This is a genomic window from Hoylesella buccalis ATCC 35310 (assembly GCF_000177075.1).
GTDB lineage: Bacteria > Bacteroidota > Bacteroidia > Bacteroidales > Bacteroidaceae > Prevotella > Prevotella buccalis.
In genome coordinates this window covers 16,183-42,815 of record NZ_ADEG01000009.1, presented here as the reverse complement: position 1 = coordinate 42,815, position 26,633 = coordinate 16,183, and the positions used below count along the sequence as shown (strand labels likewise).

The following is a 26,633-nucleotide window of genomic DNA, read 5'->3' as shown; positions in this document are numbered from 1 at the left end:
TTTTTTATATATCTTTTTACACTGGCAAGGAAACGACAAACTTGCTGCCCTTACCCAATTCACTTTCAACTGTAAGTGTGCCATTATGCGCCTCGACAAAGTCGCGCGAGATGGAAAGTCCCAGTCCGCTGCCCTGTATCTTGGTACCAGGTACACGGAAATACCGCTCGAAGATGCTATCATGATAACGAGGGTCTATGCCTCGTCCGAAATCCTGTACATACAGCATTACGTGGTGCTCGTCCTGTTGCAAGGCTCCTATAGTCACCCGGTCATTTTCCGAAGAATATCGTATAGCATTACTCAGCAGATTGGTCAGTACCCATGCTATTTTCTCGCTATCGACATAGAGCTTGTTTATCTTTTCCTTTGGGTAATCCACCTCTATGTTGATATGGAACTTGTCTGCTTGTACTTGGTTGGCCTTTATGGCATAATCAATCAGCTCTATTGGCCTTGTGATATGAGGTTTGAGCTGCAATACTCCGCTTTCTACTTGTGTCATGTTGAGCAATTCGCCCGTGATGCTGAGCAGCCGTTCTCCATTCTCACGGATGCTGTCCGACAATTCTTTTTGCTCTTGGTTGAGACCGCCCACACGATTGTTGGCAAGCAGTTGCTCGCTCATCAGAATGGCTGATATCGGGGTTTTCAATTCATGGGATATCGTTGAGATGAATGTTGTCTTTGCCACATCTAGTTTGTGAAACTCGGTGATGTTTTTCAGCATAATCACTGTACCGCTTTCTTTTATGCTTCCCTCGTGGTCTGTCATTCTTACAGGCAGATATTTCACCTGGAAATAACTCTCTTTGTTGTCGGCATAGATTTTCAGTGGCTCTGTCTTTTTCTCGTCGGTCTCATGTACCTTATGTCTGTCCATCCCTACCAGTAGTCGGCGCAGCAGGTCGTTGCGCATGGCTGTTTCCTGTGCTGACTTTCCCACGACATCCTCACGTCGGAGATTGAGAATGCTGAGTGCCTCATTGTTGATGAAATAGAGTGTCAGTTTATGGTCTAAGCAGACGATAGGTTCGTCGATAGAGTCGATGATGGTCTCTATGTACTGTTTTGACACCTTCAGTTTCGAAAGCGATGAGTTGTGGTAATCACGCAGACGGCATGCCATTTGGTTGAAATTGGTGGATAACTGCTCCATGGCCTCACCACCATGAAGGTGCAACTGAGTATCGTAGTTGTGGTTGGCAATCTCGTTGATGCTTTTGGTCAGTTCCTGGAAAGGGCGGGTGATATACTCCGGCAATTTCAGAAGCATCCATACTCCCACGGCGATGCTCAATCCGCCAAACAGCAACAACAGAGTCAAGGCTCTCGTCAGACCATAGTCTGCCACAGGAGAAGTAGGTTCTGTGGCTGTGAGTATCTGCAGGCTGATGACGGAAAGCACCACCAAACCGATGATGAGCGACACTAGAATACCCACTGAGAGTGTAAGTTTTTCTTTTGCAGTCATATCCTTTTAATTTTTTATGCGAAAATAATTAAATCTACGCCCATTTCTTTCAATTCAGACAACAATTTCCGATAACTTCCTGCACGCATCAGCAAGCGGGGAAAGGAGAATGATGGTTGTCCCATACAAAGCAGTGTGGCATGCTGCTGTCGGCAGAACTCTGATATACTCTGCGGAATGTTGTCGGAAACCACCTTATGTACTTGTCCTCCAAGCTGGATGGTCAGTTCCAGATGGCTCATCAGATGACGTTGTGAGTCCAAAGGAATGAGGTCGTTGTTCTCGCCACGTGTCTGAACATATAGTGCCAATAGGTCAGCGTCAAAACTGTCCGCCATTCGTGCAGCCTTGCGGATGATATGTTGCTGTGTTTCGCTATTGCTGCTTACACATACCACAATCCTTGACATCCCTTTAGTCCTATATGTTCGTGGCAGTACCTCTTCCTCTACTTTTTTCCCTACTCGAAAGGCTACTTCCCTTAGTGCCAGTTCTCGCAGTTGCAGGATATTCCCTGCTTGAAAGAAATGGTCAAGGGCTGTTTGTATCTTGTCCTTGGCATATATTTTCCCGGATTTCAGACGTTCCAGAAGCTCTTCGGCCGTAAGATCAATGTTCACCACTTCGTCGGCTTCTTGCAACACTCGGTCTGGAATGCGTTCCTTCACATCGATGCCTACCATCTCCTTTATCTCATCTTTCAGACTCTCTATGTGTTGTATGTTTACCGCAGAGAGTACGTTGATACCGGCATCAAGCAGTTCCATCACATCTTGCCATCGCTTGGCATTGCGTTGTCCCTCCACGTTGGAGTGTGCCAACTCATCAACAATTACAATCTCAGGATGAATCTGAAGGATAGCGTCTAAATCCATCTCTTCAATCTCCTTGCCTTTGTAGAACACCCGCTTGCGGGGAATCACGGGCAGTCCTTTCAGTGCCCTCACCGTGTCTGCCCGACCATGTGTCTCCACATAGCCTATCTGTACATCTGTGCCGCACCGTAGCATCTCTCGTGCATCCTGAAGCATGCGAAAGGTCTTGCCCACTCCGGCAATCATTCCGATGTATATCTTGAACCGTCCCCGATGTGACCGTCGTATCAGGTCAAGAAATTGCTGTATATTTTCTTCCATATATATATAGCGTTTATTATAATACATTTATTGCCCTTAGGGGCAACCATATTTCTCTATGACCAACTGCCACTCCACGTCGATTTGTAGAATATGAGAAGGAAACCGAAAATTTCAAGTCTGCCTATGAGCATCAGTGATGAGAGTATCCATTTGGCGGCATCGGGCAATGCTGCCCATGAGAAGGCAGGACCGAAGCTGCCTAACCCAGGTCCTACATTACCCATTGCAGAAATCACGGTACTCATGGCTTCTGTAAGTCCTACTCCGAATACCATCAGCAGTGTCCAGCCGATAAAGGCAACTGACATATAGGCGGCGAAGAATACAAGAACCATTGTCACCAGCTTATTGTCAAACATACTACCAGCTCTTATAGGCAATACGGCACGCGGATGCAGTATCTGACGGAACTGGTTGCGTATGCAATGGGCGACTATTATCATTCTGAGATTTTTAATACCTCCACTGGTTGACCCTGTGCATCCACCCGACAGCATCGCAAAAATCAGCAGCATCCATGTAAATGACGGCCACAGGTTGTAGTCGTCAGTGGCAAAGCCACACGAGGTGTGACAAGTAGCCACTTGGAACAGGGATTTGCGGAATGCTTCCTCCACGCCATAGCCGTTGTTCAGGATGAGTGCCGTCGAGATAATCAGGGTAAGCAGACCTGCGGAGGAGGCGAACCATCTGAGTTCCACGTTTTGCCATAGTTGTTTCCAACTTCCCCTTAAGGCAACAATATAGAGCGAGAAATTGATGGCAGAAAGCAACATGAACAACGACACCACGTATTCTATATACGGAGAATGCCAATAGGCAATGCTTTCCTGTTTGGTAGAGAAGCCTCCTGTGGCTATGGTGGCCATGGAATGACACACGGCATCCAATAAGCTCATGCCCCCAACCTTCAAGAGTGCGCTCTCGATGACAGTCAACAAGATATAAACCAAGAATATATACCGTGCCATGACACGTGTCTTGGGACAAATCTTGTTGTGAGTCACTCCCGTTGCCTCAGAGAGATAGAGCATCTGACTGCTGACACCGAACTCAGGCAAGAGAACTATGGAAAAGCAGACAATCCCCAAACCGCCTATCCATTGCGTCAGACTTCTCCAGAATAATATGCCATAAGGCATGCTCTCGATGTTGTCCAATATGGTGGCTCCTGTGGTGGTGAAACCTGACATTGTCTCAAAGAAAGCGTCGGTAATATTCGGGATGTAGCCGCCCAACAGGTAGGGGAACATTCCGAAAACCGTGTAAAACACCCAGGAAAGAGCCACCACGATATAGGCTTCATAGCGTGAGGGAGCAGACTTCTTTTTCCGACCATAGACTAACAGCATGATGCTTGCCGCCAGACATACAGAACACGAAACGGCGAAGGCTATCAAATCTCTCCCGCCATACATCAGGGACACGCAGCAGCATGCTAGCAGCAGCATCGATTCGAATGCCAAGAGCAAACCTATCAGATAGGCAATAAACCGATAGCTGAGTTCCTTTTCCATATTGGGACTTACCCCGTATTGCTTTATATCCATAAATGTCACTTATTATACTTACATCACTATATACAAATGGAGTACCAAAGAGCTAAGGATGGTAACAAACAGCAGATAATCAGTAAGATATGATTTTACAAAATAAACAACATCCTTGTAATACCCTTTCATTTTGAAAAGGTTGCTTTCCATTCTGACAAAGCGAAATCTTTATTTTTTGCAAACAACTGTCATCTCTTTTTCATAGGTTTGTATTTATCCTTGTACTTATCTCTCCACGGCAATTCTGATGTTGAACCTCCACCACCAGTGCCTACATGTGGTTTTACGGCTCCGCCTGTTGCCAGTTCGATGGCAGCACTTATAACCGTTACATTCTCTTTTAGCATAATTTAACTAATTAAATCGACTAAAGGAGTAATTTTGGGGTCATCATATACAAGTGGTAACACATTTTTGGGGGGTGGTAACACATATTGGTAACACATTTTGTTCCCGATAGGGCTTTTTAATTCCCGTTACGTCCTGTTAGCCGCAGGTTCAACATTTAGCATAACTTCCTCTAAATGTGCTATTTAGCTAACAAGTGGCTTGTATAAACGGAAAAGAGGGCTTCATTGCTGAAATCCTCTTTTTTAGTACTTTGTGACTCGCATGGGGTCGCGATTTGCATGGAGTTAAGCCTTATATGCCACCATAAAAAACGCTACAACAAGTTCGTTTTCAGTGATATACGAAACTTTTATAAAAAGTATGGTCAATTTGTGAAATATCAAGTGGTAACACATTGGTAACACAAACGCATCGTTGGTAACACATTTTTGCCCCGTAGCGCTATTTGGCTTTATAGTACATGAAGAAGAAATCTGCCGTTAATTAAATCAAAGATCATTGTAGGAGAATAGTCTGGATGAAGATCTTTCGAAAGAGACTCAATCGGCACAACTAAAATCCTCTAAATAACAATACAAAGATAACTAATATCCATGAAAGTTCCAAATCTCATTTTAGTTTCTTTAACAGACAACTATCGAGTATTCCCAACACCTCTTATAAGATATTGTACACAATATTATATGAAGATCACATCTCTATTTTGTGGCGGATATTTTTTTTCATAACTTGCAAAAGTTACCGACTCAAGAATGTTTAATATGAAGCTTTGTCTTTGGAGGCATCCTCTTGCAGCATAGACGCTATGATGTCTTTGGGATAATAACATGGAACATCAGCCTTGGTTTCTGTTTTGAGGAACAATATCGTGTGTACCTTTTGCCCCTTCTTTACGAAGGGTAAGCGGCTGGCACGGCTTGTTAATTGCTCATATACGCTCTGTGCCTCGTCGCGTTCCCGCCATTTACATTCTGCCACGAGGATGTGCTTTTTATCGAGCGATTCAGCTACAAGGTCGAGCTCTATCTGTTCGTAGTCATTGTTGCCATCTTCTTTTGGTATGCCGCCCCACCACCGTGAGGCAATGCCATAGACTACACCATCGATTTCATTGCCTGTTACGAAGTCGCGACAAATCTTTTCCCATACCTGACCAACGTATGTGCTGAAGTCTTTACGGATAATATCCATTACGAGATTCTGGCGGTCGAGTTCAATGAGATATTTGTTGGGATTGATAAATCTGTAATAGAAGGAAAGAAAGTTGTCACCAAGACGATACAGTCCTTTCTTGCTACTCTTCGGATTGTCGCCAAATGGTATATCTTTCTCCACATAGCCTAAATCGGTCAGTATGCTGATGGGCTGAGAAAGGTTGGTCGCAGGCTGCTGCATACGACTGGCTATTTCCGAAATGCGATTCACCCCGTTGCCCACCGTAGTAAGTAATGAGAAAGATGTAGCCGTATCACGACGTTCGTCACGAAGCAACCGTGTTGGCTCATCGTACAGCGTGCCATAATTATTGACCAAAAGATTGCGCACCGCTACCTCCAAGCTGTCGAAGTCGGCACGGAGTTCCCAGTAGCGTGGCACACCACCCCAAACGGCATATTCCTCAACAGCCTGCTGGTCGGAACAATGCAGGGCTTCTTTTATATAAGGCAAACGCAGTTGCTTCAGCTTTGGCTGCCAAGCACAGCGTTGATACAAGGGCGATGTTTCATTGAGTACCAACGAGTGCATCATCAGTTGGGAGGAACCACAAAGTATTAGGTTGTATTTCAGTTTTTTGCTATCCACCAATCGTTGAATGATGGAAGGCAGCGAAGGGTCGCTCTTGACAAGATAAGAAAACTCATCTAAGCAAACTGATGTGTTCTCCCCAACATATAGATTGATAGAGGTGAGTATCGTTTCCCAATCATGGTATGACACACGGTCAAATCCGTCAAACGTAAACGAAACAGTCTTAGCAAAGGAATCTATCTGCTGCTGCGTCTGTGCTTCTTCGCTCAAATGGTACACATCCTGATTGGTCAAAACATGCTTGATGAGTTCTGACTTTCCAATACGCCGCCTACCATAAATCACAATCAGCACAGGCCGGCTAAGGCCCAGAGTGCGCTTGAACGTTGCAGTTTCTTCTATTCTATCAATAAATTCCATATTATCAATAATTATCTTTGCCAAACATTATGTTTTGCAAAGATAATATTTTAATCACTATCAACACACAAAATCACCAATCTTTTAATTCTAATCAAAATTATGTTTGCGAAAGATAATGTTTACCGAACATAATATGGGTGAAGTGAATACTGTGAATGACACTCTTCATGCAAACAATAATCCCTTTGAAAAAGCTTTTAGGTTTGCACATACAGCAAGATTATTTCCCTAAAAAACTCATTCTATCCTATAGCTTCCCATACCAAAAGTTAAATAGTTGGTTGGTTGGCACAGTTTACGAGTTTTGTTCTCTTTTCTCCATATTTTTGTCTATATTTTTGCAGCAATGAATCTCGAAATCACGAAAAAGTGATTACCCTAACGATATAGTATAATGGAAGTAAATGGATTCTTGCACAGCATTACAGCACCTAATAATGTACGAATAGTTTTTACTTTAATGTGCCATCGCATATTGCCTGGTATAATTAAAAATTCATCGATATGAATAAGATTAAAGTAGAACGGCTCGTCCGCCCCTTAGAATGGGTGCGCAAAACGAAAATTGGCGAGCTAAAGGTTGCCAATGTGCCTTTTGAAAAAGAACACAGTGTGAGAAATGTTATCAGTAAGTACAACACAGGGCATGGTCGTCGTACAGGCAAGTTTGTCCATGTAGCCTACAACCAAGAGGCAGAGCGTTTAGGTATCTATGTGGTTTCGCGAGAAGAACGAGAAAATGAACTTAACGGAAATAAAGATGCACAAAATTGGAAAAACAAATTCCCAAAGAGTTTCTTCGAAAGAGACAAATGGGAGATTGGAACAGAGTATGATTAAGTCCATGCTTACTGCCAACGGTATTGTAGATGCAACGGACACCGTTTATACTGTGCCTGACATTGCAAAAATGTTGCAACGCAAGGAATGTACCATCCGCCGCCGGATAGAGAATGGACAGATTCCAGCCCACAAGATGGGACGTTGCTGGTATATCCTGAAGTCGGAACTGGTGGCGGGACTGAGAGATACTTAGCAAATCCTCTAAATAACAAGTGACTAAGTAGAAGCCCTTGGCCGACCCGCTGAGAAGCCAGTCGGCTGAGGCATTTTTTTGTAACCCCAAACATGATTAGAGGATGAAATGATACCCAAGGCCATTATAGAAAAGGTACTTGATGCGACGCATATAGAAGAGGTGGTGGGCGAATTCTTGTCACTCCAGAAGCGAGGCATCATCTATCGTGCGCTGTGTCCTTTCCATCAGGAGAAGACACCGTCGTTTACAGTTACGCCCAACCGCAGCATGTTCTACTGTTTCGGGTGCCATAAAGGAGGTAATGCGATTACCTTCCTGATGGAGCATGAGAACATGACCTACCTAGAGGCCGTGAAGTGGCTGGGCAGGAAGTACGGCATAGAGGTGGAGGAACGCGAGGAAACCATCGATGAGAAGCAGCAGCGCCTGAAACGTGAGTCGCTACTGATTGTCAATGCCACCGTACATAAACATTACCGTGAGGTGTTTCTGCGCTACAAGCCTGCCCAGGACTATGCCTACCGCCGCTGGGGGCAGAAGTATTGCGATGAGATAGAGATCGGTTTTGCGCCCATCGACGGCAAAGCCCTCGCTCATCTGCCCTTGCAAAAGGAATTTCTCCAGGAGTTGGGACTCATTAACAAGCAGGGCTACGACTTCTTCCAGGACCGTATCGTCATCCCCATCAAAGACCGCTACCAGCACATCATCGGCTTCACGGCAAGGGTGATGGACGACAGTCAGCCCAAGTATCTCAATAGCAAGGAGTCGTTTCTTTACAATAAGCGTAACACGGTCTTTGGTTTGGACGTGGCATGGCGGGCGGCAGGAAAGACCGAGCAGATGTACCTTGTGGAGGGAGCCCCCGACTGTATGCGTCTGCATGCCATTGGTGTGCAGAACACCGTGGCCGACCTTGGTTCGGCATGGACAGCGGAGCAGTTTCAACTCATCAAGAGGGCAGTCAGTAAGGTTTGCTTCATTCCCGACAACGACCCACCCAAGGGTGGCGCCGATTATGGTACGGGTATCGAAGCCGTAATGAAGGCAGGGAAGCTCGCCACTGAACAGCACCTTATCGTATCGGTCAAGGAGATACCCATCACTAAGGAAGGTAAGAAGGAAGATCCCGATACCTATTTCAAGAATCAAACGCTCTTCAAGGCTGTAGAGGAAGAGGACTTTATCCTGTGGCTGGCCGCCAAACTATTTGAAACAAGCGGCAACACTGAGCAAAAGAGTGATGCCGTGAAGCAAATAGCCCACCTGTTGTCCTTTATCGATGACGACACCAAGCTCACTATGTTCATTGATGCCCTCACCAAATATCACCGAGGAAAACTCTTCTGGCAGAAAGCCGTCGAGAACGAGAGGACGAGGCGCGACAGCCCAAAGGAGGACGAAATCGACCTAAACCGTCAGTACGGTTTTTGGATAGACCACGGCAAATACTTCTCCACCACCGAGAAGGGAGGAGTGATTGAATGGAGCAATTTTACGCTGACACCACTCTTCCACATCAAGGACCCGCTCATGGCCAAACGACTCTTCTTGCTCACCAACGAGTTAGGCATCAAGGAAATTATAGAGATGGAGCAGGAAGACCTTATCTCGTTACAAAAGTTCCGCCAAAAACTCGAATCTCTCGGCAACTTCATCTGGAAAGCTGGCGAGAAGGAACTCATTAAGCTAAAGTGCTTCCTCTACGAAAAGACCGAGACAGCAGCCCAAATCAAGCAGCTCGGCTGGAACAAGAAAGGCTTCTATGCTTTTGGCAACGGCATCTATTATGGAGGCAAGTTCAGTGAAGTCAACGAGTACGGTATCGTACACCTGGACGAGAAGGGTAACTACTACCTGCCAGCCTTCTCTCAGATTTATAAGGAAAACACTGACTATTTCCGTTTTGAGCGTCAGTTTGTGCATTTCAATTTCTCAATGATTTTGCTCCGAGACTTCACCCGTCAGCTCTTCCTCGTCTTTGGCGACAATGGCAAGATAGGCTTCTGCTTTTATCTTGCCACCCTTTTCCGTGACATCATCACCCTCACCACACGCTCATTCCCCATCCTCGATCTCTTCGGTCCGAAGGGTTCTGGCAAGAGTGAGTTAGGACACACCTTGATGTCGTTCTTTGTGATTGACAACATACCGCCTAACATACAGAACTCCACCATTCCCGCCCTCAACGACACGGTAGCTGCCGCCGCCAATGCTCTGGTGCACATCGACGAATACAAGAACGGCATCGACACCGCCAAGATAGAGTTTATCAAGGGCCTTTGGGACGGTACGGGGCGCACGCGCATGAACATGGCCACCGACAAGAAGAAGGAGACCACCGCCGTAGATGCAGGCGTGATTATCTCCGGACAAGAGATGCCTACGACCGACATCGCACTCTTCAGCCGGCTTATCTTCCTCTCGTTTCCCAAGTCAGACTTTACAGATGATGAAAAGAAGAACTACCAAAGATTGCTCATGATGCGTTCTAAAGGAATGACGCACTTAACCCTACAGCTTTTGACTCATAGGGAACTGTTTGTCAAAGCCTTTTATGATCAGTATCATTTGATATTGGATGATGTAAACAAACGGTTAGGCAGTAGGAATGTCATCGACCGCATTGTGCAAAACTGGGTGGTCCCACTTACAGCCTTCCGATGTTTGGAAGGCAAATTGGATTTGCCTCTCTCGTATTCAGAAATATTGAATATCACGGTTGAAGGCATTATACACCAAAACATGGAATGTAAGACAAACGACGAGTTGGGTAGCTTCTGGCGTATGGTGCAGTTTCTCAATAGTGAGGGAGAAATTTACGAAGATGCCGATTTTAGAATTAGAACTGTCAGCCGGTTCCATTCCAGTATCATCAATGAAACGGAATGGGCAGAGCCGCACAAGATACTTTATCTTCAGAAGACCCGCATCTTCATGCTCTATAAGCTCAATGCCCACCGCAACGGAGAGACCTCACTGCCCGAAGAGTCGCTCCGTTACTATTTAGAAAACAGCAAAGAGTATCTGGGCGAGCAGCGCATGACGTATCATGTTGTCAAAAAGGGTAATCAGGTCCTTGACTTCGATCACCGTGATGCCAAGGGGCAGCCCACCAAAATGTCCGTCCAACAACGTTCCTATTGCTTTGATTATGAGAAGCTCGTCAAGGCGTTTGACATCAATCTGGAGATGGCAAGGGAAGAAAATAATAGTTAAATACAACCTATGAGTTGTATAATTCAAATATATAACTTATCTTTGCAACATAAAAGAAAGAACATGACGTTCGATAAAATTACTGACGACGGTCGTCTATGGGCTGTGCGATACAATGGAGAGAGCGATAATGCACTCTATACGCTGTTTGACAAGTGGGGCGACGTAGTATGGCTTAGACAATTCTTCCGTGATAATTGGGATGATCTGATAGCCTACTTCAAGGTGACAGACATCAACCAAGCCATAGAAGACACGATTGAGGACAGCGATCAACTGCAATGTTTGATGCTGGACTTAAATCCTGATTCAGACTTAGAATTGCTATTTCACCCACTGGAAAACTTCCGCACCTCGGAGGTGGTGCTCGGCAAAGAAAAAGCCAGGCTGAAACGAACGATTCGTCATTCTTCGTGGCTTCGCATCTATGCTATAAAGTTATCACAAGGCGTGTATGTCATCACAGGTGGGGCTATTAAACTTACGCTCAAAATGGAAGAGCGAAACCACACAAAGGCGGAATTGGCAAAACTGGAAAAAGTCCGCCGTTTTCTCCTGAATGAGGATATTATCGACGATGATTCTTTTATAGATTATGTTACCACAATATAAAAAAGGAGGTAAGTATGAACCGAATTATAAGCAAACTGGAGGCGCATGAGAGCAAGACACCCTCTCGCTGGCGTGAGGCTGCCGAGTACCGACAGGCCAATAAGTCGTGGCTCCGCCACTCGCAGCGTATTGCGATGCTTATGCTCGATAAGATGGACGAACTCCATCTTACACAGACAGAACTTGCCCAACGCATGGGCTGCTCGCAGCAGTATGTGTCAAAGATACTCCGAGGGAAAGAGAACCTCTCCATCGAGACGCTTTGCAAGATAGAAGATGCCCTCTCACTCCATTTACTCCCCAGCGAGGTAGAAACGGTTTGATGAAGTTATACTCACATGACGAGAAGCTCAACCGAGTGTTGGGCAGCAAAACACGCCTGCCCGTAGTGCTTACGAGCAGAAAATGAATCGCTTCTTGAAAAGATAAAAGACGCTCTTTGAGCAAAAAAGAGAAGTAACAGGAATCACTCTGTATACCTTAAGAACTGCTTGTGAGTCATGATAGGCTACCCGCCATTATCAGGTAATTTGTCCTGGTAATGGCGGCTTCATTTTTGCCCTAAAAAAATCTCAGTAAACCCCGAAAATGCTTGTCTTGCTTGTCTTATATGTCTTGTCGTTGAGTATCAATAAATTATATGACTCTGATGTTGTCTTGACTTGTCATTACTTGTCTTAGATAGAGGTCGAAGTGGACAATCTTTCTATTTTAGTCAAATAATATAAGTCTTGTCTAATAACAAAGAATATTATATTATTGTATATCAACACTTTATGTGTTTATGACAAATAAGACAGAAAAGACAGCCAAAATATATGTGTCCTACAAAAAATAAAAAGGCGGAAGCTCCGCCTTTTCTATAACGCTTAGCAGCACTCGGCCATTTGAAAGCTAGCTTTCATGGCTCTCGCTTGCAAAGCCTTTCGTTACTGCTCATCATATAGCCTTGACAGGAAGTCCTGTAGTCGCTTATCCTGTATCTCGGTAAGTAGACAGGGCTTAAAGCCTGGTACTTGCCTAATGCTCAACATGTCCAGTCCATACCGTGAGCCATCCACCTTGATGTCTTCCATCTCCTTTACAGAGGCATAGCCATACTCCGTTTCAGCCATCCCTACAACGATACTGAACAAAGTAAAGTCGTCGTCTTCTGGCTGCCCCTCCAGTACATACCAGCGGATGAGTCCAATTTCAAACACACAGACGCAAGTGGCGTCCTTCTGCTTCCCGTCTTGAGAATAAAGAGGGAAGTTTTTCAACTGTTCGGCGAGTTTTGCCGTCATCAAACGATTTGCCATATAAAATGCTATTGTGGAGCAGTGGTGAGCCACCCCGTTACCTTCTGACTCATTTCCCTCTTGTGAAGTCTAATGACTTCTTCGGGGAAAACTATTTTCGAGCATATCAGTTGCTATTGGATGGAACATTCAAGGGCAAGGAATTTTTCAAGTTTTTATTCACATACCATGATAAAATAAAGAGCGGCCCATAAAAACCTGAAAAATAAGGCACTGGTACTTGATCATAATGTGCCAATAGCGAACTTCGCGAAGAAAATGGATGAACACCGAAGAAGTTTAGTTTCTCGCAGCAAAAAGAGAGCGCCATGGCAGGTAATGAGTTGAAGAGAACCGGAAATGGAATGGAAGAACTGCATGCAGGGATGCTTGGGCATCTTGCTGCAAGTTTGAAATGGAATGTGGCATCTTCAACTCATCACTGGCCTTGTTGCGCACGAAATGACCTAACCTCTCTCCCTTGTCATTCTACGTCTCTGAAGAATGATGAAAGCGGTATTGTAATGATTGCTGCTCCATGCGCAAAGAATGGAGATACGGCTTTCAGTGAAAAGACTTCTGCAATATAGATAAAACCACATAGGTAGTCTGTGTAACTCCACTGCAACACAAGAATTGGGTTACACTGGAGATGCACTGACGTTACACAGGAAAAATGTGCGATATGGTGTGCATAGGCACGGAGCAGGAAGTAAGATGGGCGGAGCCGTGGAGCGGTCATGGGCGACAGTCCATCACCAGCGTAACAGCGGCAGCCTATCCTTCCTGTACCATGCTATGCACTCCATCCAGCACAAAACGACCTAACCACTCTCCTTTGTCGCTCTGTGTCCCGGCAGAGCGATGAAAGCGGTGTGGAGCCATCACACTCATTTATGACGTGATAGCATAACACGGCTTTTAGGGGAAAACAAAACTGTTTAATATATTTGTCTTGTTTTTGACATAAAAAACAAGGCTTTCACTTCGACCAAGAATTATTCAGGAGGACAAATATCTCCCAAACAGGCAGCGGACTGTGACCGCTGCCCGATTTTGAAAGCTGGGCAAACCAGCCTGATATGCCCAGCCGCACCTTACTTCTCCCTACTTATTCTGCCCACCTGCTTACAAGGATGGTGCAGAGCACCCAATCAATCTCACGGTATGAAAAAGTGGTCTTTATGCCACTGTCCATGACCATTCCACAGTGTTTTAGGATTTTGCATAACACTTGGCTTCCTCGCTGCGCTCTGCTTCTACCTTGAAAGTACCCTCGAAGATGTATCGAGCCGATACGCTATAAATCTTCTTCATTGTATTTCCTTTTGAAGGAGTATGCCTGAAACTCGGCACACTCCTGGTTCTACTTAGTCAAACATCGCATTGACGTGGGTTTCAAACTCGTCGTCTGAATAGCTGTAGAAGATGTCATCTTCCACATATCCGTAAAATTGATTGTCCACTGATGGAAAATCTTCTTTCCACTTGTCGCACACACTACAGGGTGCAAATAGTGCATCGCCCAACTGCGCATTGCAAATCTCTCTTGCATCAACGCCCTCTATCGAAAAAATACTGATATTCCCCATGCCTTTAGAAATGAAAATCAATGATACCACCGATATAAAGTTCGTCACCCTCCGTCAGATGCTCCACCATGCGCATCAACTCCGCCGACTTTTCCGCAAAGGTCTGATAGTCGTCATTACAAAGGTAGAATTGGGCATCAGTGTCCAGCGGATTTTGCAGCTCGGTCTCCAACTGGTACAACTCACCGCAAAAGTTCATCACGTTTTCCGTGTTTACCTTTGCCGCTTTCGTCTGAATACGCTCAACCCATTCACGTTTCCACTGCTCAAACCCGCCTTGATACACCAAGGTCGTTTCATCTTTCAGGCGAAACATGCCCAATGGCAGAATATGAGTCATGAGCGAGTAAACGGCTCTCTTCCGTTCTTCTTCTGATATGGCGGCACAATAGTCATAATCGCTGCCATCACCCTGCAACAAGGTATCTTCACAAAGATAGCCCTCAATGCGTTCTTCCGATAATTGAAAAATCCATGCGTGCATACTTATCATTTTAAAAGGTTATCAATCTTAATCTTTTCCCTTTTGTGAAGTCGAAAGACTTCTTGCAGGTACTTGATTTTCGAGCAAAACAGGACGGCATAAGCGGGAAAGACAAGGCAAGCAATGCACGGAAAAATTGACGGAATACCCAAATCTTGATTTGAGGAAGGCTGCCGTCTATTTTTCTGCGTATAGTCGCAGCGGTGCTTGCCGCTCTTTCCTATGCCGTAACTTTGCAAAGAAAATGAGTACTTGCAGCAAGGAGGCAACCGCAAACATGGAAATGATAGAAAGTAAATACCGCACATCATGACGTACCTTTCTCTGATAATAGGGAAAACAAGAAAATAATTACTGTTTTCTTGCTTAAATGACATGAAATAGTTATATTTGCTGCATAAATCTGTGTCGTGACACAAAAATATATTCTAAAATGCTATTTGAACGGAAGTATTACCTAAGCCAGCTACAGAATGCTGATGGAAACGGTATGATCAAAATCATCACCGGGATGCGACGCTGTGGCAAGTCATTCCTCCTTTTCAATATCTTCCGAAAGAGTCTTCTTGAAAGGGGCATTCACGAAGATCACATTATTAAAGTCAATTTGGAGGATCGCCGAAATAAGAAGCTACGTAATCCAGATGCACTTCTTGAACATATCGATAAATTGATGACAGATACAGAGAAGTATTACATTCTGTTGGATGAGGTGCAGTTGGTCAGTGAGTTTGAGGATGTTCTTAACTCTTACCTTGACGTACCCAATGCAGAAGTGTATGTTACCGGCTCAAATGCAAAATTCCTTTCAAGAGATATTATAACGGAATTTCGTGGACGAGGATGGGAAGTACGCATCCACCCACTTAGTTTTGCAGAATATTATGAGGTGATAGGTGGTGAAAAGGCAGAAGCCCTGGATCAATACTATAAATATGGTGGCCTGCCAGCTGTGGCAGGAATGAAACGAGCTAAAGACAAGCAGAATTACCTCCGCGAGATTTTTGAGACGGTGTATCTAAGAGACGTTATTGACCGCAACCATCTAAAGAATGCAGACGGCTTACGGGAGCTGGTTCGTATTCTTGCCTCTACTATGGGGGCGAGTACCAACGTGCGACGAATTTCAAACACTTTCAAGACTGCCGCAGACATAGATGTTGCCCCTGCAACGATAGCCAAATACATCGCGTGTCTGCAAGATGCATTCATCATCAGCGAAGCATTACGCTATGATGTCAAGGGTAGGAAATATATCGGCACAGAAACCAAGTATTATTTCGAGGATTTAGGGATAAGGAATGCCGTTGTTGAATTCCGCCAATTTGAGCCAACCCATATTATGGAGAATGTTGTATATAACGACTTATGCCGCAATGGTTTCTCGGTTGATGTCGGATTAGTTGAAAGTTTCAAACGCGATAATAACGGCAAACTAACAAGACGAAACCTCGAAATAGATTTTGTCGTCAATCGACATGATGAACGATTATACATTCAGTCTGCCTATGCTTTACCTTCAAAGGAGAAAGTTGATCAGGAACAAGCCTCACTCTTGCAAGTGTCAGACGGCTTTCGCAAGATTATCATTGCCGGCGATCATTACAGTACTGGTTACAATGAGAATGGAATCTTGGTAATTGGACTTTACGATTTTCTGTTGGAAAAAGCGAATATCTGGAAATAGTATAAACAGCAAGTCTATAATACTAAAGGAAGAAACAGGGGAAGCTACAGATAACTTCCCCTGCTATTTTTTTACCATGTATCTTCATGAAAGAACTTTTATGGCAGCGGTAGTTCAAACGTCCTCACCACTGACTTGCCGTCCTTACTGATGAAAAACCACCGTTCAGCATTGTATTTCATGCCGTGATGCGTTACCGCCTGATAGTCGATCTTCACTTTCCATCCCGTCCATTCCTTCTTGCCAGTAGCCTGACTGAGCATCTGTCGAATGTCCGAGTTAGCACGCATCTGCCTTTCGGCGAGATCCATCACGTAGAAGTCATTGATGTCCAGCGACTGCATATTGTTGGTACGTTTCATAATACTGTCCGTGACCGACTTCATGATACGGATGATGCCCGCCTTCTCTTGTTGCGAGAAGTAGCAGAAACCAAAAGCCGAATCAGGCTCTGATATAGCCAACACCTGCAATTGCTTAGGATATTCCACCGACTGTTTCAGATTCTCCACAGCCAACTGCTTCAACGCATGACGCTTATTCGTACAACCAGTGAGGCATAACAATGCCACCACTACATATATAATACTTTTTCTTTTCATCACTAATAACTGCTTAAATCATGATTATTCTGTCTTTTTCAGGTGTCAGTTGCAGCCGCTTGTAGTACACCGTACCGTCTTCCTTGTAAAATTCGATGCAGTCCCTGGTTACGCCCTGTTCGCAAATTTGCTTCACCTCCTCCACCGATACGGCATGACCGCTGATGTTACGCCAGATAGAGAACTTGCATGGATATTCGGCATTGCGATAGTTGGCACAGTTGTAGGCCTTCAGTCCAACATGCAGGTCGCCGCCGCAATGCGGACACTTTGCGATGCGCGATTCCAGCTTCACCTTGCCTTCAGCTATCGACAACGACGAGGCAAACATCTTCCACTCATTCGAGGCAAAGCCCTCCAGGGCAATATGCTTGCCATTCAAGAACGCCACGGCATCCTGCTCCGTAATCCTACGGTTGCAGATAATACCCGGAATCATAAAGTCACACGATGGATGCTCACCGATGGAATTTTCACATCGGTAGCCCTTCGAGGTCTTGCGCATCTTACCTCCACAGATAGGACATACTCCGTCGATATAATGTACACCTGATGATACCATCACTTTTCCATTACGGATGACGAGAGCCGCCTTAAAATACTGTCTGTCCTTGTTTTGCAGAGAGAGCACCCCCGTATGACCATGCTTGACAAGTTGCGCCACCAGTTCCTCCGTTACCTCCAAATTAAACAAACGATTAGGGATAACGAATCCACAGGACTGTTCACTGCACTTCCAGTCCTGCTCGTCGTGCACCATTGTACCTCTGCCACAAACGGGGCAAATCATTAAGTTATTTGTATCACTCATATCTTTGCTATTTCTTAAAGTTTAATGATTACCAGACAAATCCGTTGTTTGCACTGCTCTTCCTCGAAATAACAAAGTGTCGCCATGCAAAAGTACAGAAAAATGCCCATATTCAGACCTCTCAAATATATTTCCACTCATAGATTAGTCCATCCACAATCGCCTTTCCTGACATCACCGTGGCCCAACCTTCAGGGTCAAGTCCAAACCACAGGTCATTCCACGAGTACGTCCTTATCTGCCATGCCAGCAGCCACAGATCGGTGTTGATCGTCTCCAGTTTCGTCACCACCTCATTGGCAATGTAATACCGTTCCGCCGATGACAGTAGGTTTACCTTATGCTTCTCATTCACAGACTTGCCGGTGACATCATAGCCACTCACGTTGTATGTGCCGCTCGTTACCAGTTGTTTCATGAACGGATAGAGCGAAGCCATTTGCGTGGCAGCATCCGTCAGTTCATCAGACACCAAGAGAGCAATGGCCGTTCCTTTCAGATGACCGGGCAGCGACTGGCGCAACAGGCTCATGTTTCGTGGAATCTCTACTGTTGTCAGTTCTGCCGCTCGCTTGATCTGATAAAGGTTCTGCATGGCTCCTTGTGCATTGGAGAGATACGCCAGCATCTTGTCCTCCACCTTGTGCATTCTGTCCATCGCCACAGTGACTGCCGTTTCCGCAGCAATGATTTTCTTCTGTGTCTTCTCGCGGTCCTTGAAAATCTTTTTCAGCATTCCGCTCTGCGCTATCACTGCACCCGTCAGCGTCGGGTCCGTCTGTTGTGCCATCATAGGGCAGAAAGTTAAACTACCCAACAATGATATGATGAAGATTCGTTTCATAAGCCCACCCCTTTCTCTCGGCGGTCAGCCAGATTCCGATCTCTTGCAAACTTGTTTTCTACCGCCACAACTTCCATCTGTTTACCCATCAGCTGGTCGTTCCAGTCCTTGTAGTTCGCAGCAGCCTTCCATTCACCTACATTATAGCGGATGTGGATATGCTTGCGAAGCTCACGGATGGACAGCTGTTCATTAGCAATGGCAAAGTTCTTCGCGCCAACAGTAATCTTCACCTTGTCCTCTTCCTTATGCACATTCAAGCGGATGCCCTCCAGCAAGGCAGCCATGCGGATTCCATAGATACGCCCGGCAAGGTCATTATCAAAACAGTCCATCGCCTTGGCTTCCGGGTAATGCGCCATGATACCCTTGATCTGACTGTCGGAGAACGTGCCACCCAACGATACGAATACCGAATGAGTACCATCTAAGCGAAGGTGATTCAGCTGATAGAACGCCATGATGTCGTAGGCACTTTCAGCGAAATAGATATTTCTGATGTCTGTAGGCTCTCCACCTTGTGAGAGATCAGCAATCCATGCCCCCGTCGTCGAGTTAGTACCAGCTGCCTTACTCTTGAATGAGCCAAAGCCACGGATTTCATAGCCCACCACCTTGTCCTTGCCAGCCTCCGTATAAGGGAAGCCGATGTTGAACTGCTTGTAGGTGGTATGGCTGTTGTCCCTTATTTGCTTGATAAATGGTGCGAAGGCACTCACCGTCTCCTCGTTGATGCCACGCTGGGCAAAGAACGCCATCACTTCAGAAGGCGCACCATTAACATCCTTCGTTTCATAGCGTTTCGGATCAAACACGGTATTACCCGTGTACCCAGCTTTCGCAAGATACTGGCTATCTCCATAGTCAGGAATCGGCTCATTGGCGAAGTGGGCCATCACCTTGCCGATGATTTCCCACTCGTTTCTTCCAGACTCGTGGAAGCTGCTAAGGTTCTCACGTATCAAAGAAACCACATCACCGCCTCTTGCCCCGTTACGCCGGAAATAAGTTTGCGCCGCCTTCTCCTTCGGGTTCTTGATGATGAGCTTGTCCTGATGACCCGTGGAGTCAGCCAAGACCATTTCAATGTATTTTCCCACACCAGCCGAACGGTCGAGACGATAGCCCAGATAATAGGCAATATCATCTACGCCTACCTTTGTTTTCAGGCTTTTGTAGTTTACACTCTGTTTCATAACTGCCTACAAGTATAAAGGGTTATATTTTCATACGATGAGCATGCTGCTGCGTCTGTGCCATGACCACATCGCCAAAACTTTTTTCCAGCGTATGGGAGAGCAGACGCACCTTCTCCGTTTCTTCCGAGAGAGAGAAATAGAGGATGCCCACATTTCGGTCAATCGGTTTGAGTCCCAAATCTTGACCTTGGAATGAGGCTCGCACCGCATAGTTGCCGTCGTTTTGCTTGATGATGGAGGCGTTCTCAAAGACGACCTTGTCCTTGGGAATGTCGTTAGAAAGGTTTCTGTTTTTATCGAGCAAGGGCTCTTCACCCAATGCCATTTTCTGCTTGTCCACCTCTTCCAGTACCATGTTAGCAGCCTTGTTCACGTCGGCCATCACCGACACGATGAACTTAGGATTTTCCTTGAGAGTGGAGATCCAACTATCGAGGTAAGCCGCATTGTTGTCCAGAATACGCTTGTCAAAGCCCATCGAGTTGCCTACCATCGCTGCCGTCAGCTCAGCCACCAGTTCCTCCTTGGCATATTTCGCATCGCCGAACTTCTCATGGCTGCCCCTATTCAGCCGAGGTTCCGTACCGGTGGAGTGAGCCATCTCGTGCAGGGCCGTGGAGTAGTATTCCATACCGTCCTTATAGACCTCTTCCAGTGTCTTGCCGATGTTGAACTGCTCTTTCTTTGGAATGACGATGATATCCTTGGAGGGAGAGAAGTATGCACCGGGTACCTGCTTATCATATTGGATAGGACAAATCCACTCCTGCTTCTCAAACATACGGTCGAGAGCCTTGCTGGTAAACATCCCCTCGGCATCACGCAGCTCCGGTGGGGCAAACAGCTTTTTGAGAGCTTCCATCTTGTCAGGCTTCACCTCAGCCAGATTGGTCTGATCGACATTGAACACATTGAAGGCTTTCAGGAAAGGAATGGTCTGCACCTGCATCCGCTCTGCAAGGCTCATCTTGCGGTAGGCCTCTTTAGAAACTTTCTTACCATCCTTGTCCCTTGCCATGATATCCCAGTAGAGCACTGGCATAGCCGACTCACCTTTCTTCACATGTGCTCCCATGTCGTTGGCCTGCTTGAAAGTGAGGTACACGGGCATGGAGTAGCCACGAAGAGCCGTGTCCAGTTGGAGGAAGAAAGAGTTACTTCCCGAATATCCACGCCCAGATACATTCTGCGGCATGGCACCAGGAGCAGTAGCACTGCCAATCCACCCCTTATGCCAGCCAACGGACTTCATCTGTTCCATGCGCTCAATCATCATCTCCGTGAACCTGTCCACGGCTTTCTGACCGAGCGTCTTTGTTTCAGTTCCAGCTGTAGTCATAGTCGTCCTCCGCCAAGATTTGCTTATCCTGCATACTCAGTTCCACCGACTCCATATAGAACTCCGCGGTATCTTCGCTGGGATGGGTGTTGTGTTCCTTGCACCACTGCATGAAGTCGTCCGCATGTTCACCTTCAAGCGTGAACTGCAGCCATCCTATCCGTCTGTCCTGTTTGAGCTGGACCAGCTCTTCAAAACTATATGCCATTTTCTTTGAATTTATGTTATCTGTGTTCATTATAGAAATTCCCCAAGGCTACATTTTCAGTCCATTGCTGATAGCCTGCTTCTGACCCGACAGCATCTTGATGTCCTCTGAGAGATACTTGGCTGCCAGCTGTTCACGAGTGACGGTCTTGGCTTGGAAGAGAGAAAAGCCGTCGTCAAAGGAAATCGCCTTCTTGTCCGTGCGTCCGTTCTCGCCCACGGCTGCTGAAATCTTCCACTTGCCGTCCATGTTGTCCTTTGCCACCCGAATATCCTCCACTTTGATGTTGGCAGGGAGCTGATAGACGGCATAGGCCGATGCCAGGTGCAGCCGTTCGCCAAAGTTCTTTTCCACCAATGCCGCCGGTGTCGTCACGCGGTCGAAGAAAGCACTCTGGTCTTCTTTGGTCATAGGAGCCGACATTCGTTGGTCGCCCACCTGGGCATAGAGCTTATACTTGCCAAAGTCAGCCCGCTGCTCATCTTTCTCCTTATACACTGTCATCTTGTCAATCACCCTGCCGTCAGATAGGATGTTGGCGGCCTTGTACTCCTCGGCAGATACTTTAGGAGCCAACTTTGTGGGATAATATTTCTGCATCATATTCTCCACCTTCGCTTCCCGTTTCTGATAGGCAGCGATGTCGGCAGCGTCCATCTTCATGGGGTTGAGCTGCTTACCGTTGAGCTGCGCCACATAGAACCAGTCGGCAGGATTCACCTTGGACTGGAAGGCATGGGCATGGGAAACCTTGTCGCCATTGACCGTAACCATCTGCGGCTCACGCGGCCGGTGTTCCTGCTTGACGGTTGCCGTTTTCTCCACGGATTTTCCTTCCTCTTTCTTTTCCTGAGTTGTGGTTTCCGTTTTCTCAGACACGGCTTTCTCCACATTTTGCTTCTTCTCCAGACTGTCCACGATAGCCACACGAAGACCAGCCCGGATGAGTTTGGGCAGATTCGTGTCCAGCGCATGATGGGGAAATGTAACCTGCAGAGAGCCGTCTCCTGCCTTGGCAGGCTTGTTCGCTTTGAGCCCCAATGTGTCAGCCACCTTGGAGGCATCAGCGTTCAAGGTTGTGTAGAAGTCTCCCGTTCTGAAGAGCAGGATGGCATCAGGGTGCATCTCCTTCATGTTCTCGTACAGCTCTGCCAGCGTCTTTGACTTCGGGAGCTTTGTCGTTTTCTTTGCAGCTTTTTTCTCGGTTTGAGCCGTCGGCTCTTCCTTCAGGGTAGCTTGCTGCTGCACCTCTTCTTTTTTCTTACTTGCCATATTGTTGTCAATTAAAGGGTAAATATCCGACTTCCATTTGTTGGGCGTGAATTTATGCGTATCACCGAGTACCGCCATCAGCGTGTCCTGTCTGCCCATTGCTTCATATGCGGCCATTGCCGTATGCCCGGTGTCGAGTACATTGTCAATGAGTATGGGTATCTTGTTCCTGGGTAGCCTGCGGATGCGATAAAAGTAGAGCGGCACCTCATCGAGCGAGCCATTGGTTTTCTTCACAAGATAAAGCGGATCGTGAGTATTGCTTGCCAGCGCATCTATGACAGGCAGGTGCAGTGCTTCGCTTATTTTCTCGGCCAGCGTCTTGGTGTAACCGGCCCTGCCGGTGCGGTTTGGGATAGGTACCAGTACCACCTGCTTGTCTTTAGGCATGACATTCCTGACTGCCGCAGTCATCATCGCCGCAGCCTTGGCAATGGCCATGTCGTCCCCAGCTTTCACCTTTCGGGCAATAGGAGCAACTTTGGCATAGCCAGCCACGGAGCTGACGATGTAGTCAAAATCAAGATTTTTGTATTTCTTTCTACCCACCTTGCTTGTCGTGATATGCTTTAACGCTACGGTTCTACAACAGAAGAACTCGCCAATAGAGAAGAATGTTAAAGCACTCACTGGCTCTTATGAAAGTGACAAGCCGGGAGCAGAATATTAAAGAATCCCTTGTTGGGAGGATGGTTATTCGTCTTTTGCTATCGAATCAAGCCTGTATGTTGCTTCTTTTCGATAGACTCTGAGCGGTTGTTGGTCATGGCTTGGCGTTCCACCACTTTCTGGTATTCCCAGCGGTTTTCGTCGGTCATCACATAACCCATAAAATCCTCGTGAACATCATCGTAGCGCGTCTGTTGCAATCGTTCCCACTCCCTCATGTCGCCGTTGACAATTTTGAAGCCTTGTGGCTCACGTAGGTCAACGCCCACCGTTACCTTGGTGTCGCCGAGAGCCAGTTCCACAGGTTTACCTTCCTGCAAAGCCTCCTTTTGATTGGCACCCAACTCGATGTCCTTCACTTTATCTCGTGTTTGTAGTTCTGTCTCGATAGGAATGCTGGCCACATTACGGTGCATGAGCGAGTTTGTTTCCTTATCCAACTGAACAAATCTTACTTTCCTTTCTCCCTCCACGTCCACTTCCTTGCGTATTACCTCGCCAGACAGCACTCGTTGGAGTTCATTCTGGTTAAGTCCTAATTCATTGGCAATCTCTCTACGGAGTGGGTAAGTCATTAGTAACACTTGCCCGTTATCATCCAGTACGAATTGGGCTTTCATCGGTAACTGTATCACCTTGCCATTTGATGTTTCCGTGTTGGCCATGAAAACAGGCGTTACCTCTCCACAAAGCAGCGGAACTTTCAGACCATCAGGCATCAACTCCATTTTTTCCCTGTCGATTCCCAACTGCATCAGTTTCTCTAAGACAGCTCCCTGAGCTTGAAAAGTCATCACATTTTCCATACGTTGAATGTTTATCGGTAAATTTGTCGAGAGAAGACTTGCGCTTCTCACCAAACAAAATTATCAAAAAGCAAGATGATAAGATGAGACGATACAGATTATTTCTATTGGTTTTCGTCGCTACCGCAATCAGCATGAAGATGGCAGCGCAGTTTTATACTCTCCGTCCGGAGGTAGTTCGCAAACAGGTAAAGCCTGTAAAACAAATAGTTACAAAGCAAAATGCAGATAGCATAGATACAAAACATCCTGACGTAACTTTCCAAACTGGTCGTGGCTTGGAAATCACCATAGAGAAGGATGTACCACTGTTTGTCAATGTGAAGGACTCCCTGCTTTTCAATCTGATCAGCCAGCGCATGAATGTCTGCCTTCCGCTCGACTTCCTAAAAATCAATTCAGCTTTCGGCTATCGCAAAGACCCTGTAAGTAAATGCACAGCGTTCCATGACGGCATAGACCTGCAATGCAACCATGCACGAGTTTATGCGATGCTCCCCAGTATCATCAAGGAGGTACATTTTGGGAATAGAGGCTATGGCAACTATGTTGTTTTGGAACATGGCATCTTTGAGTGTCTTTATGGGCATCTTGACCAGATAACCGTAAGAGCTGGCGATGCCGTTTCGGCAGGAACCATCGTGGGAATATCAGGGAACACAGGCAAAAGCACAGGCCCGCACCTCCATATCAGAATTAGGAAAGGTGGGAAGAGTGTCGATCCTAATATTTTTGTGGATTATCTTAACGGTTACATCACACAGCTACAGGATAAGATGGCATACGTCAGATTCGGGACAAAGCCCGACAAAGAGTTGAACATCAAGAATCTGATGGCCGTTCTCCGGCAGTATGATATGAAGTTCCCACAGATAGTAGCTGCACAAGCCCTGCTTGAGACAGGCTACTTCACTTCACGGGTATGCTTAGAGAACAACAACCTCTTCGGACTCCGCCGTCCCAGCAACGGCGGCTACTACACCTTCAACTCATGGGAAGAAAGCGTGAAGGCATACAAGTACTATGTGCAGTACAAGTACAGAGAGGGTAGCTATTACGATTTCCTAAATAAGATTGGGTATGCTGAGGATCAAGCATATCTTATTAAAGTGAAGAGAATTGTCGAGAGCTTATGACTTTTGCATAAAGAGTGGCGGAAATGTTTGGAAACTGGAAAATAATATACTATCTTTGTTTGGTGTTTAGATAATGAACATAATACCGAGATAAGCATAATCTCGTATTTCCAATGGGCTATAGTGAGTTTGACTATAGTTATAAATGCGTTAAGAAAACAGAATTACTTCACAAATAGGATAGAGATGAAAAATGCGAATAATAAAATGTACAGTGCGGAGTCTGTATCAATGGATAAGGTCATAAATATAGCAATAGAAAAACTTGCTAAGATTTCTAATGATCCATCTGGATTAAGTGGAATTCCAAGTGGATTTCACGAATTAGACCAGTTAACCTCTGGTTGGCAAGATGGTAACGTCATTGTTGTGGCAGGTCGGCCTTCGATGGGTAAAACCTCATTTGCTACAAGTATGCTAAAGTATATTGCAGTAGGAAAATCAATTCCATGTGTATACTTCTGTTTGGAAACAAAAGCACGCGAAGTTGCTAATCGGCTCATTGCAAATTATTCCGATATTCTAATCTCTGGATTGATGTCAGGAAGATTATCCACAGGGGATTGGGAGAAATTTGATAAATTTACTCAAGAAATCTCAACAGCTCCAATTTATTTAGACGATCAAACTTTTGATATTGACCAAATTTGCGATGGTATCAGAAATATGGTTGAACACAATAATGCAAGGATAGCTATTATAGATTATATTCAGTTGATACAAACACCATTCAAAATATCAGCAAATTTTACACGAAATGATGAACTTGCATATATTATGCATTCATTCAAGGCTCTTGCGAAGGAACTTAATATTCCTATAATAGTTTTGTCTCAAATGAATCGCTATTTTGAAAACCGCGATCAATCATTTTATAACTTACCTCAATTAACGGATTTAAGAGAATCGGGAACAATCGAAGATGATGCCGATATCGTAATCTTCATACATCGTCCAGAATATTATCATTGTTATGAAGACGAAAAGGGCAATGATATGCGTGGTATAGCACAGATTATTATTGCAAAGCATCGCATGGGTTATACTGGTCAGTTATCCTTGAAGTTTGAAGCAAAATTTGCAAGATTCTCAAATATACCCAAAGGTGATTTTTTCTAAAGTTTTGGGAGCATTATATTCCAATG

Annotated in this window: 25 protein-coding genes; 9 read left to right on the top strand and 16 right to left on the bottom strand. The window is 45.6% G+C overall.

The features are described from left to right. Window positions 1–16 precede the first annotated feature (16 nt). From HMPREF0650_RS00680 to HMPREF0650_RS00665, 5 genes are all read right to left on the bottom strand, one after another. Window positions 17–1,474 carry an ATP-binding protein gene (locus HMPREF0650_RS00680; RefSeq protein ID WP_004347511.1) on the bottom strand — a complete coding sequence of 486 codons (1,458 nt, stop codon included), beginning with the start codon at window positions 1,472–1,474 and terminating at the stop codon, window positions 17–19. Window positions 1,475–1,488: 14 nt separating this feature from the next. Next, on the bottom strand, window positions 1,489–2,610 hold the full coding sequence (locus HMPREF0650_RS00675) for a universal stress protein (RefSeq protein ID WP_004347510.1): 1,122 nt from the start codon (window positions 2,608–2,610) through the stop codon (window positions 1,489–1,491). A gap of 56 nt (window positions 2,611–2,666) precedes the next feature. Continuing rightward, window positions 2,667–4,163: a TrkH family potassium uptake protein gene (locus tag HMPREF0650_RS00670; protein ID WP_004347509.1), complete on the bottom strand. Its 1,497-nt coding sequence runs from the start codon at window positions 4,161–4,163 to the stop codon at window positions 2,667–2,669. 191 nt (window positions 4,164–4,354) lie between these two features. Beyond that, on the bottom strand, window positions 4,355–4,513 hold the full coding sequence (locus HMPREF0650_RS12950; protein ID WP_211205565.1) for a hypothetical protein: 159 nt from the start codon (window positions 4,511–4,513) through the stop codon (window positions 4,355–4,357). Window positions 4,514–5,273: 760 nt separating this feature from the next. Next, on the bottom strand, window positions 5,274–6,686 hold the full coding sequence (locus HMPREF0650_RS00665) for an ATP-binding protein (RefSeq protein WP_040561939.1): 1,413 nt from the start codon (window positions 6,684–6,686) through the stop codon (window positions 5,274–5,276). Between the two features lie 507 nt (window positions 6,687–7,193). On the opposite strand from HMPREF0650_RS00665, the gene HMPREF0650_RS00660 reads away from it, so the two are divergent. The 5 genes from HMPREF0650_RS00660 (at window position 7,194) to HMPREF0650_RS00640 (ending at window position 11,882) form a co-directional block, all read left to right on the top strand. After that, entirely contained in the window at window positions 7,194–7,529 is a 336-nt protein-coding gene (locus HMPREF0650_RS00660; protein WP_004342086.1) for a hypothetical protein, read from the top strand. After that, complete coding sequence (locus tag HMPREF0650_RS00655) at window positions 7,522–7,725, top strand: helix-turn-helix domain-containing protein (RefSeq protein WP_040561925.1); 204 nt, start codon at window positions 7,522–7,524, stop codon at window positions 7,723–7,725. The genes HMPREF0650_RS00660 and HMPREF0650_RS00655 overlap by 8 nt, the downstream gene beginning before the upstream one ends. A 108-nt stretch (window positions 7,726–7,833) precedes the next feature. Beyond that, window positions 7,834–10,947: a DNA primase gene (gene dnaG, locus HMPREF0650_RS00650; RefSeq protein WP_004347505.1), complete on the top strand. Its 3,114-nt coding sequence runs from the start codon at window positions 7,834–7,836 to the stop codon at window positions 10,945–10,947. A gap of 63 nt (window positions 10,948–11,010) precedes the next feature. Continuing rightward, entirely contained in the window at window positions 11,011–11,559 is a 549-nt protein-coding gene (locus HMPREF0650_RS00645) for a hypothetical protein (RefSeq protein WP_004347503.1), read from the top strand. A 14-nt stretch (window positions 11,560–11,573) separates the two neighbouring features. Continuing rightward, the gene (locus HMPREF0650_RS00640) at window positions 11,574–11,882 is read left to right on the top strand and encodes a helix-turn-helix transcriptional regulator (protein ID WP_004347501.1); all 309 of its coding nucleotides are present in this window, start codon (window positions 11,574–11,576) and stop codon (window positions 11,880–11,882) included. Window positions 11,883–12,488: 606 nt separating this feature from the next. Here the strand turns inward: HMPREF0650_RS00640 and HMPREF0650_RS00635 are convergent. Next, window positions 12,489–12,860 (bottom strand): DUF2958 domain-containing protein, encoded by a 372-nt coding sequence (locus HMPREF0650_RS00635; RefSeq protein WP_040561922.1) that lies wholly within the window; start codon window positions 12,858–12,860, stop codon window positions 12,489–12,491. A 664-nt stretch (window positions 12,861–13,524) separates the two neighbouring features. On the opposite strand from HMPREF0650_RS00635, the gene HMPREF0650_RS12945 reads away from it, so the two are divergent. Then, window positions 13,525–13,707, top strand: a complete 183-nt coding sequence (locus tag HMPREF0650_RS12945; protein WP_155813533.1) for a hypothetical protein — start codon at window positions 13,525–13,527, stop codon at window positions 13,705–13,707. A gap of 502 nt (window positions 13,708–14,209) precedes the next feature. Here HMPREF0650_RS12945 and HMPREF0650_RS00615 read toward each other — a convergent pair. Together HMPREF0650_RS00615 and HMPREF0650_RS00610 are read right to left on the bottom strand one after the other, a co-directional pair. Further along, complete coding sequence (locus tag HMPREF0650_RS00615) at window positions 14,210–14,431, bottom strand: hypothetical protein (protein ID WP_040561937.1); 222 nt, start codon at window positions 14,429–14,431, stop codon at window positions 14,210–14,212. 4 nt (window positions 14,432–14,435) lie between these two features. Continuing rightward, window positions 14,436–14,915: a hypothetical protein gene (locus tag HMPREF0650_RS00610; protein WP_004347495.1), complete on the bottom strand. Its 480-nt coding sequence runs from the start codon at window positions 14,913–14,915 to the stop codon at window positions 14,436–14,438. 433 nt (window positions 14,916–15,348) lie between these two features. Here HMPREF0650_RS00610 and HMPREF0650_RS00605 point away from each other — a divergent pair, with 433 nt between their 5' ends. Next, a complete protein-coding gene (locus HMPREF0650_RS00605) occupies window positions 15,349–16,602 on the top strand; it encodes an ATP-binding protein (protein ID WP_004347494.1) in 1,254 nt (417 codons plus the stop codon). Between the two features lie 98 nt (window positions 16,603–16,700). On the opposite strand, the gene HMPREF0650_RS00600 is transcribed toward HMPREF0650_RS00605, so the two are convergent. The 8 genes from HMPREF0650_RS00600 to HMPREF0650_RS00565 form a co-directional block, all read right to left on the bottom strand. Then, a complete protein-coding gene (locus HMPREF0650_RS00600; RefSeq protein WP_004347493.1) occupies window positions 16,701–17,204 on the bottom strand; it encodes a hypothetical protein in 504 nt (167 codons plus the stop codon). 13 nt (window positions 17,205–17,217) lie between these two features. Beyond that, window positions 17,218–18,015 carry a topoisomerase C-terminal repeat-containing protein gene (locus HMPREF0650_RS00595; protein WP_040561918.1) on the bottom strand — a complete coding sequence of 266 codons (798 nt, stop codon included), beginning with the start codon at window positions 18,013–18,015 and terminating at the stop codon, window positions 17,218–17,220. 121 nt (window positions 18,016–18,136) lie between these two features. Continuing rightward, window positions 18,137–18,859: a hypothetical protein gene (locus tag HMPREF0650_RS00590; RefSeq protein ID WP_004347491.1), complete on the bottom strand. Its 723-nt coding sequence runs from the start codon at window positions 18,857–18,859 to the stop codon at window positions 18,137–18,139. Next, on the bottom strand, window positions 18,856–20,055 hold the full coding sequence (locus HMPREF0650_RS00585) for a toprim domain-containing protein (protein ID WP_004347490.1): 1,200 nt from the start codon (window positions 20,053–20,055) through the stop codon (window positions 18,856–18,858). The genes HMPREF0650_RS00590 and HMPREF0650_RS00585 overlap by 4 nt, the downstream gene beginning before the upstream one ends. A 22-nt stretch (window positions 20,056–20,077) precedes the next feature. Further along, window positions 20,078–21,397: an ArdC family protein gene (locus HMPREF0650_RS00580; RefSeq protein WP_004347489.1), complete on the bottom strand. Its 1,320-nt coding sequence runs from the start codon at window positions 21,395–21,397 to the stop codon at window positions 20,078–20,080. Beyond that, entirely contained in the window at window positions 21,378–21,605 is a 228-nt protein-coding gene (locus HMPREF0650_RS00575; protein ID WP_004347487.1) for a hypothetical protein, read from the bottom strand. The genes HMPREF0650_RS00580 and HMPREF0650_RS00575 overlap by 20 nt, the downstream gene beginning before the upstream one ends. A gap of 48 nt (window positions 21,606–21,653) precedes the next feature. Then, the gene (locus HMPREF0650_RS00570; RefSeq protein ID WP_040561931.1) at window positions 21,654–23,426 is read right to left on the bottom strand and encodes a MutS N-terminal domain-containing protein; all 1,773 of its coding nucleotides are present in this window, start codon (window positions 23,424–23,426) and stop codon (window positions 21,654–21,656) included. Between the two features lie 158 nt (window positions 23,427–23,584). Beyond that, window positions 23,585–24,352: a DUF4099 domain-containing protein gene (locus HMPREF0650_RS00565; protein ID WP_004347484.1), complete on the bottom strand. Its 768-nt coding sequence runs from the start codon at window positions 24,350–24,352 to the stop codon at window positions 23,585–23,587. 83 nt (window positions 24,353–24,435) lie between these two features. On the opposite strand from HMPREF0650_RS00565, the gene HMPREF0650_RS00560 reads away from it, so the two are divergent. Continuing rightward, window positions 24,436–25,488 (top strand): peptidoglycan DD-metalloendopeptidase family protein, encoded by a 1,053-nt coding sequence (locus tag HMPREF0650_RS00560; RefSeq protein WP_004347483.1) that lies wholly within the window; start codon window positions 24,436–24,438, stop codon window positions 25,486–25,488. A gap of 186 nt (window positions 25,489–25,674) precedes the next feature. Beyond that, window positions 25,675–26,607 carry a replicative DNA helicase gene (locus tag HMPREF0650_RS00555; protein ID WP_234181318.1) on the top strand — a complete coding sequence of 311 codons (933 nt, stop codon included), beginning with the start codon at window positions 25,675–25,677 and terminating at the stop codon, window positions 26,605–26,607. The last annotated feature ends 26 nt before the right edge of the window (window positions 26,608–26,633 follow it).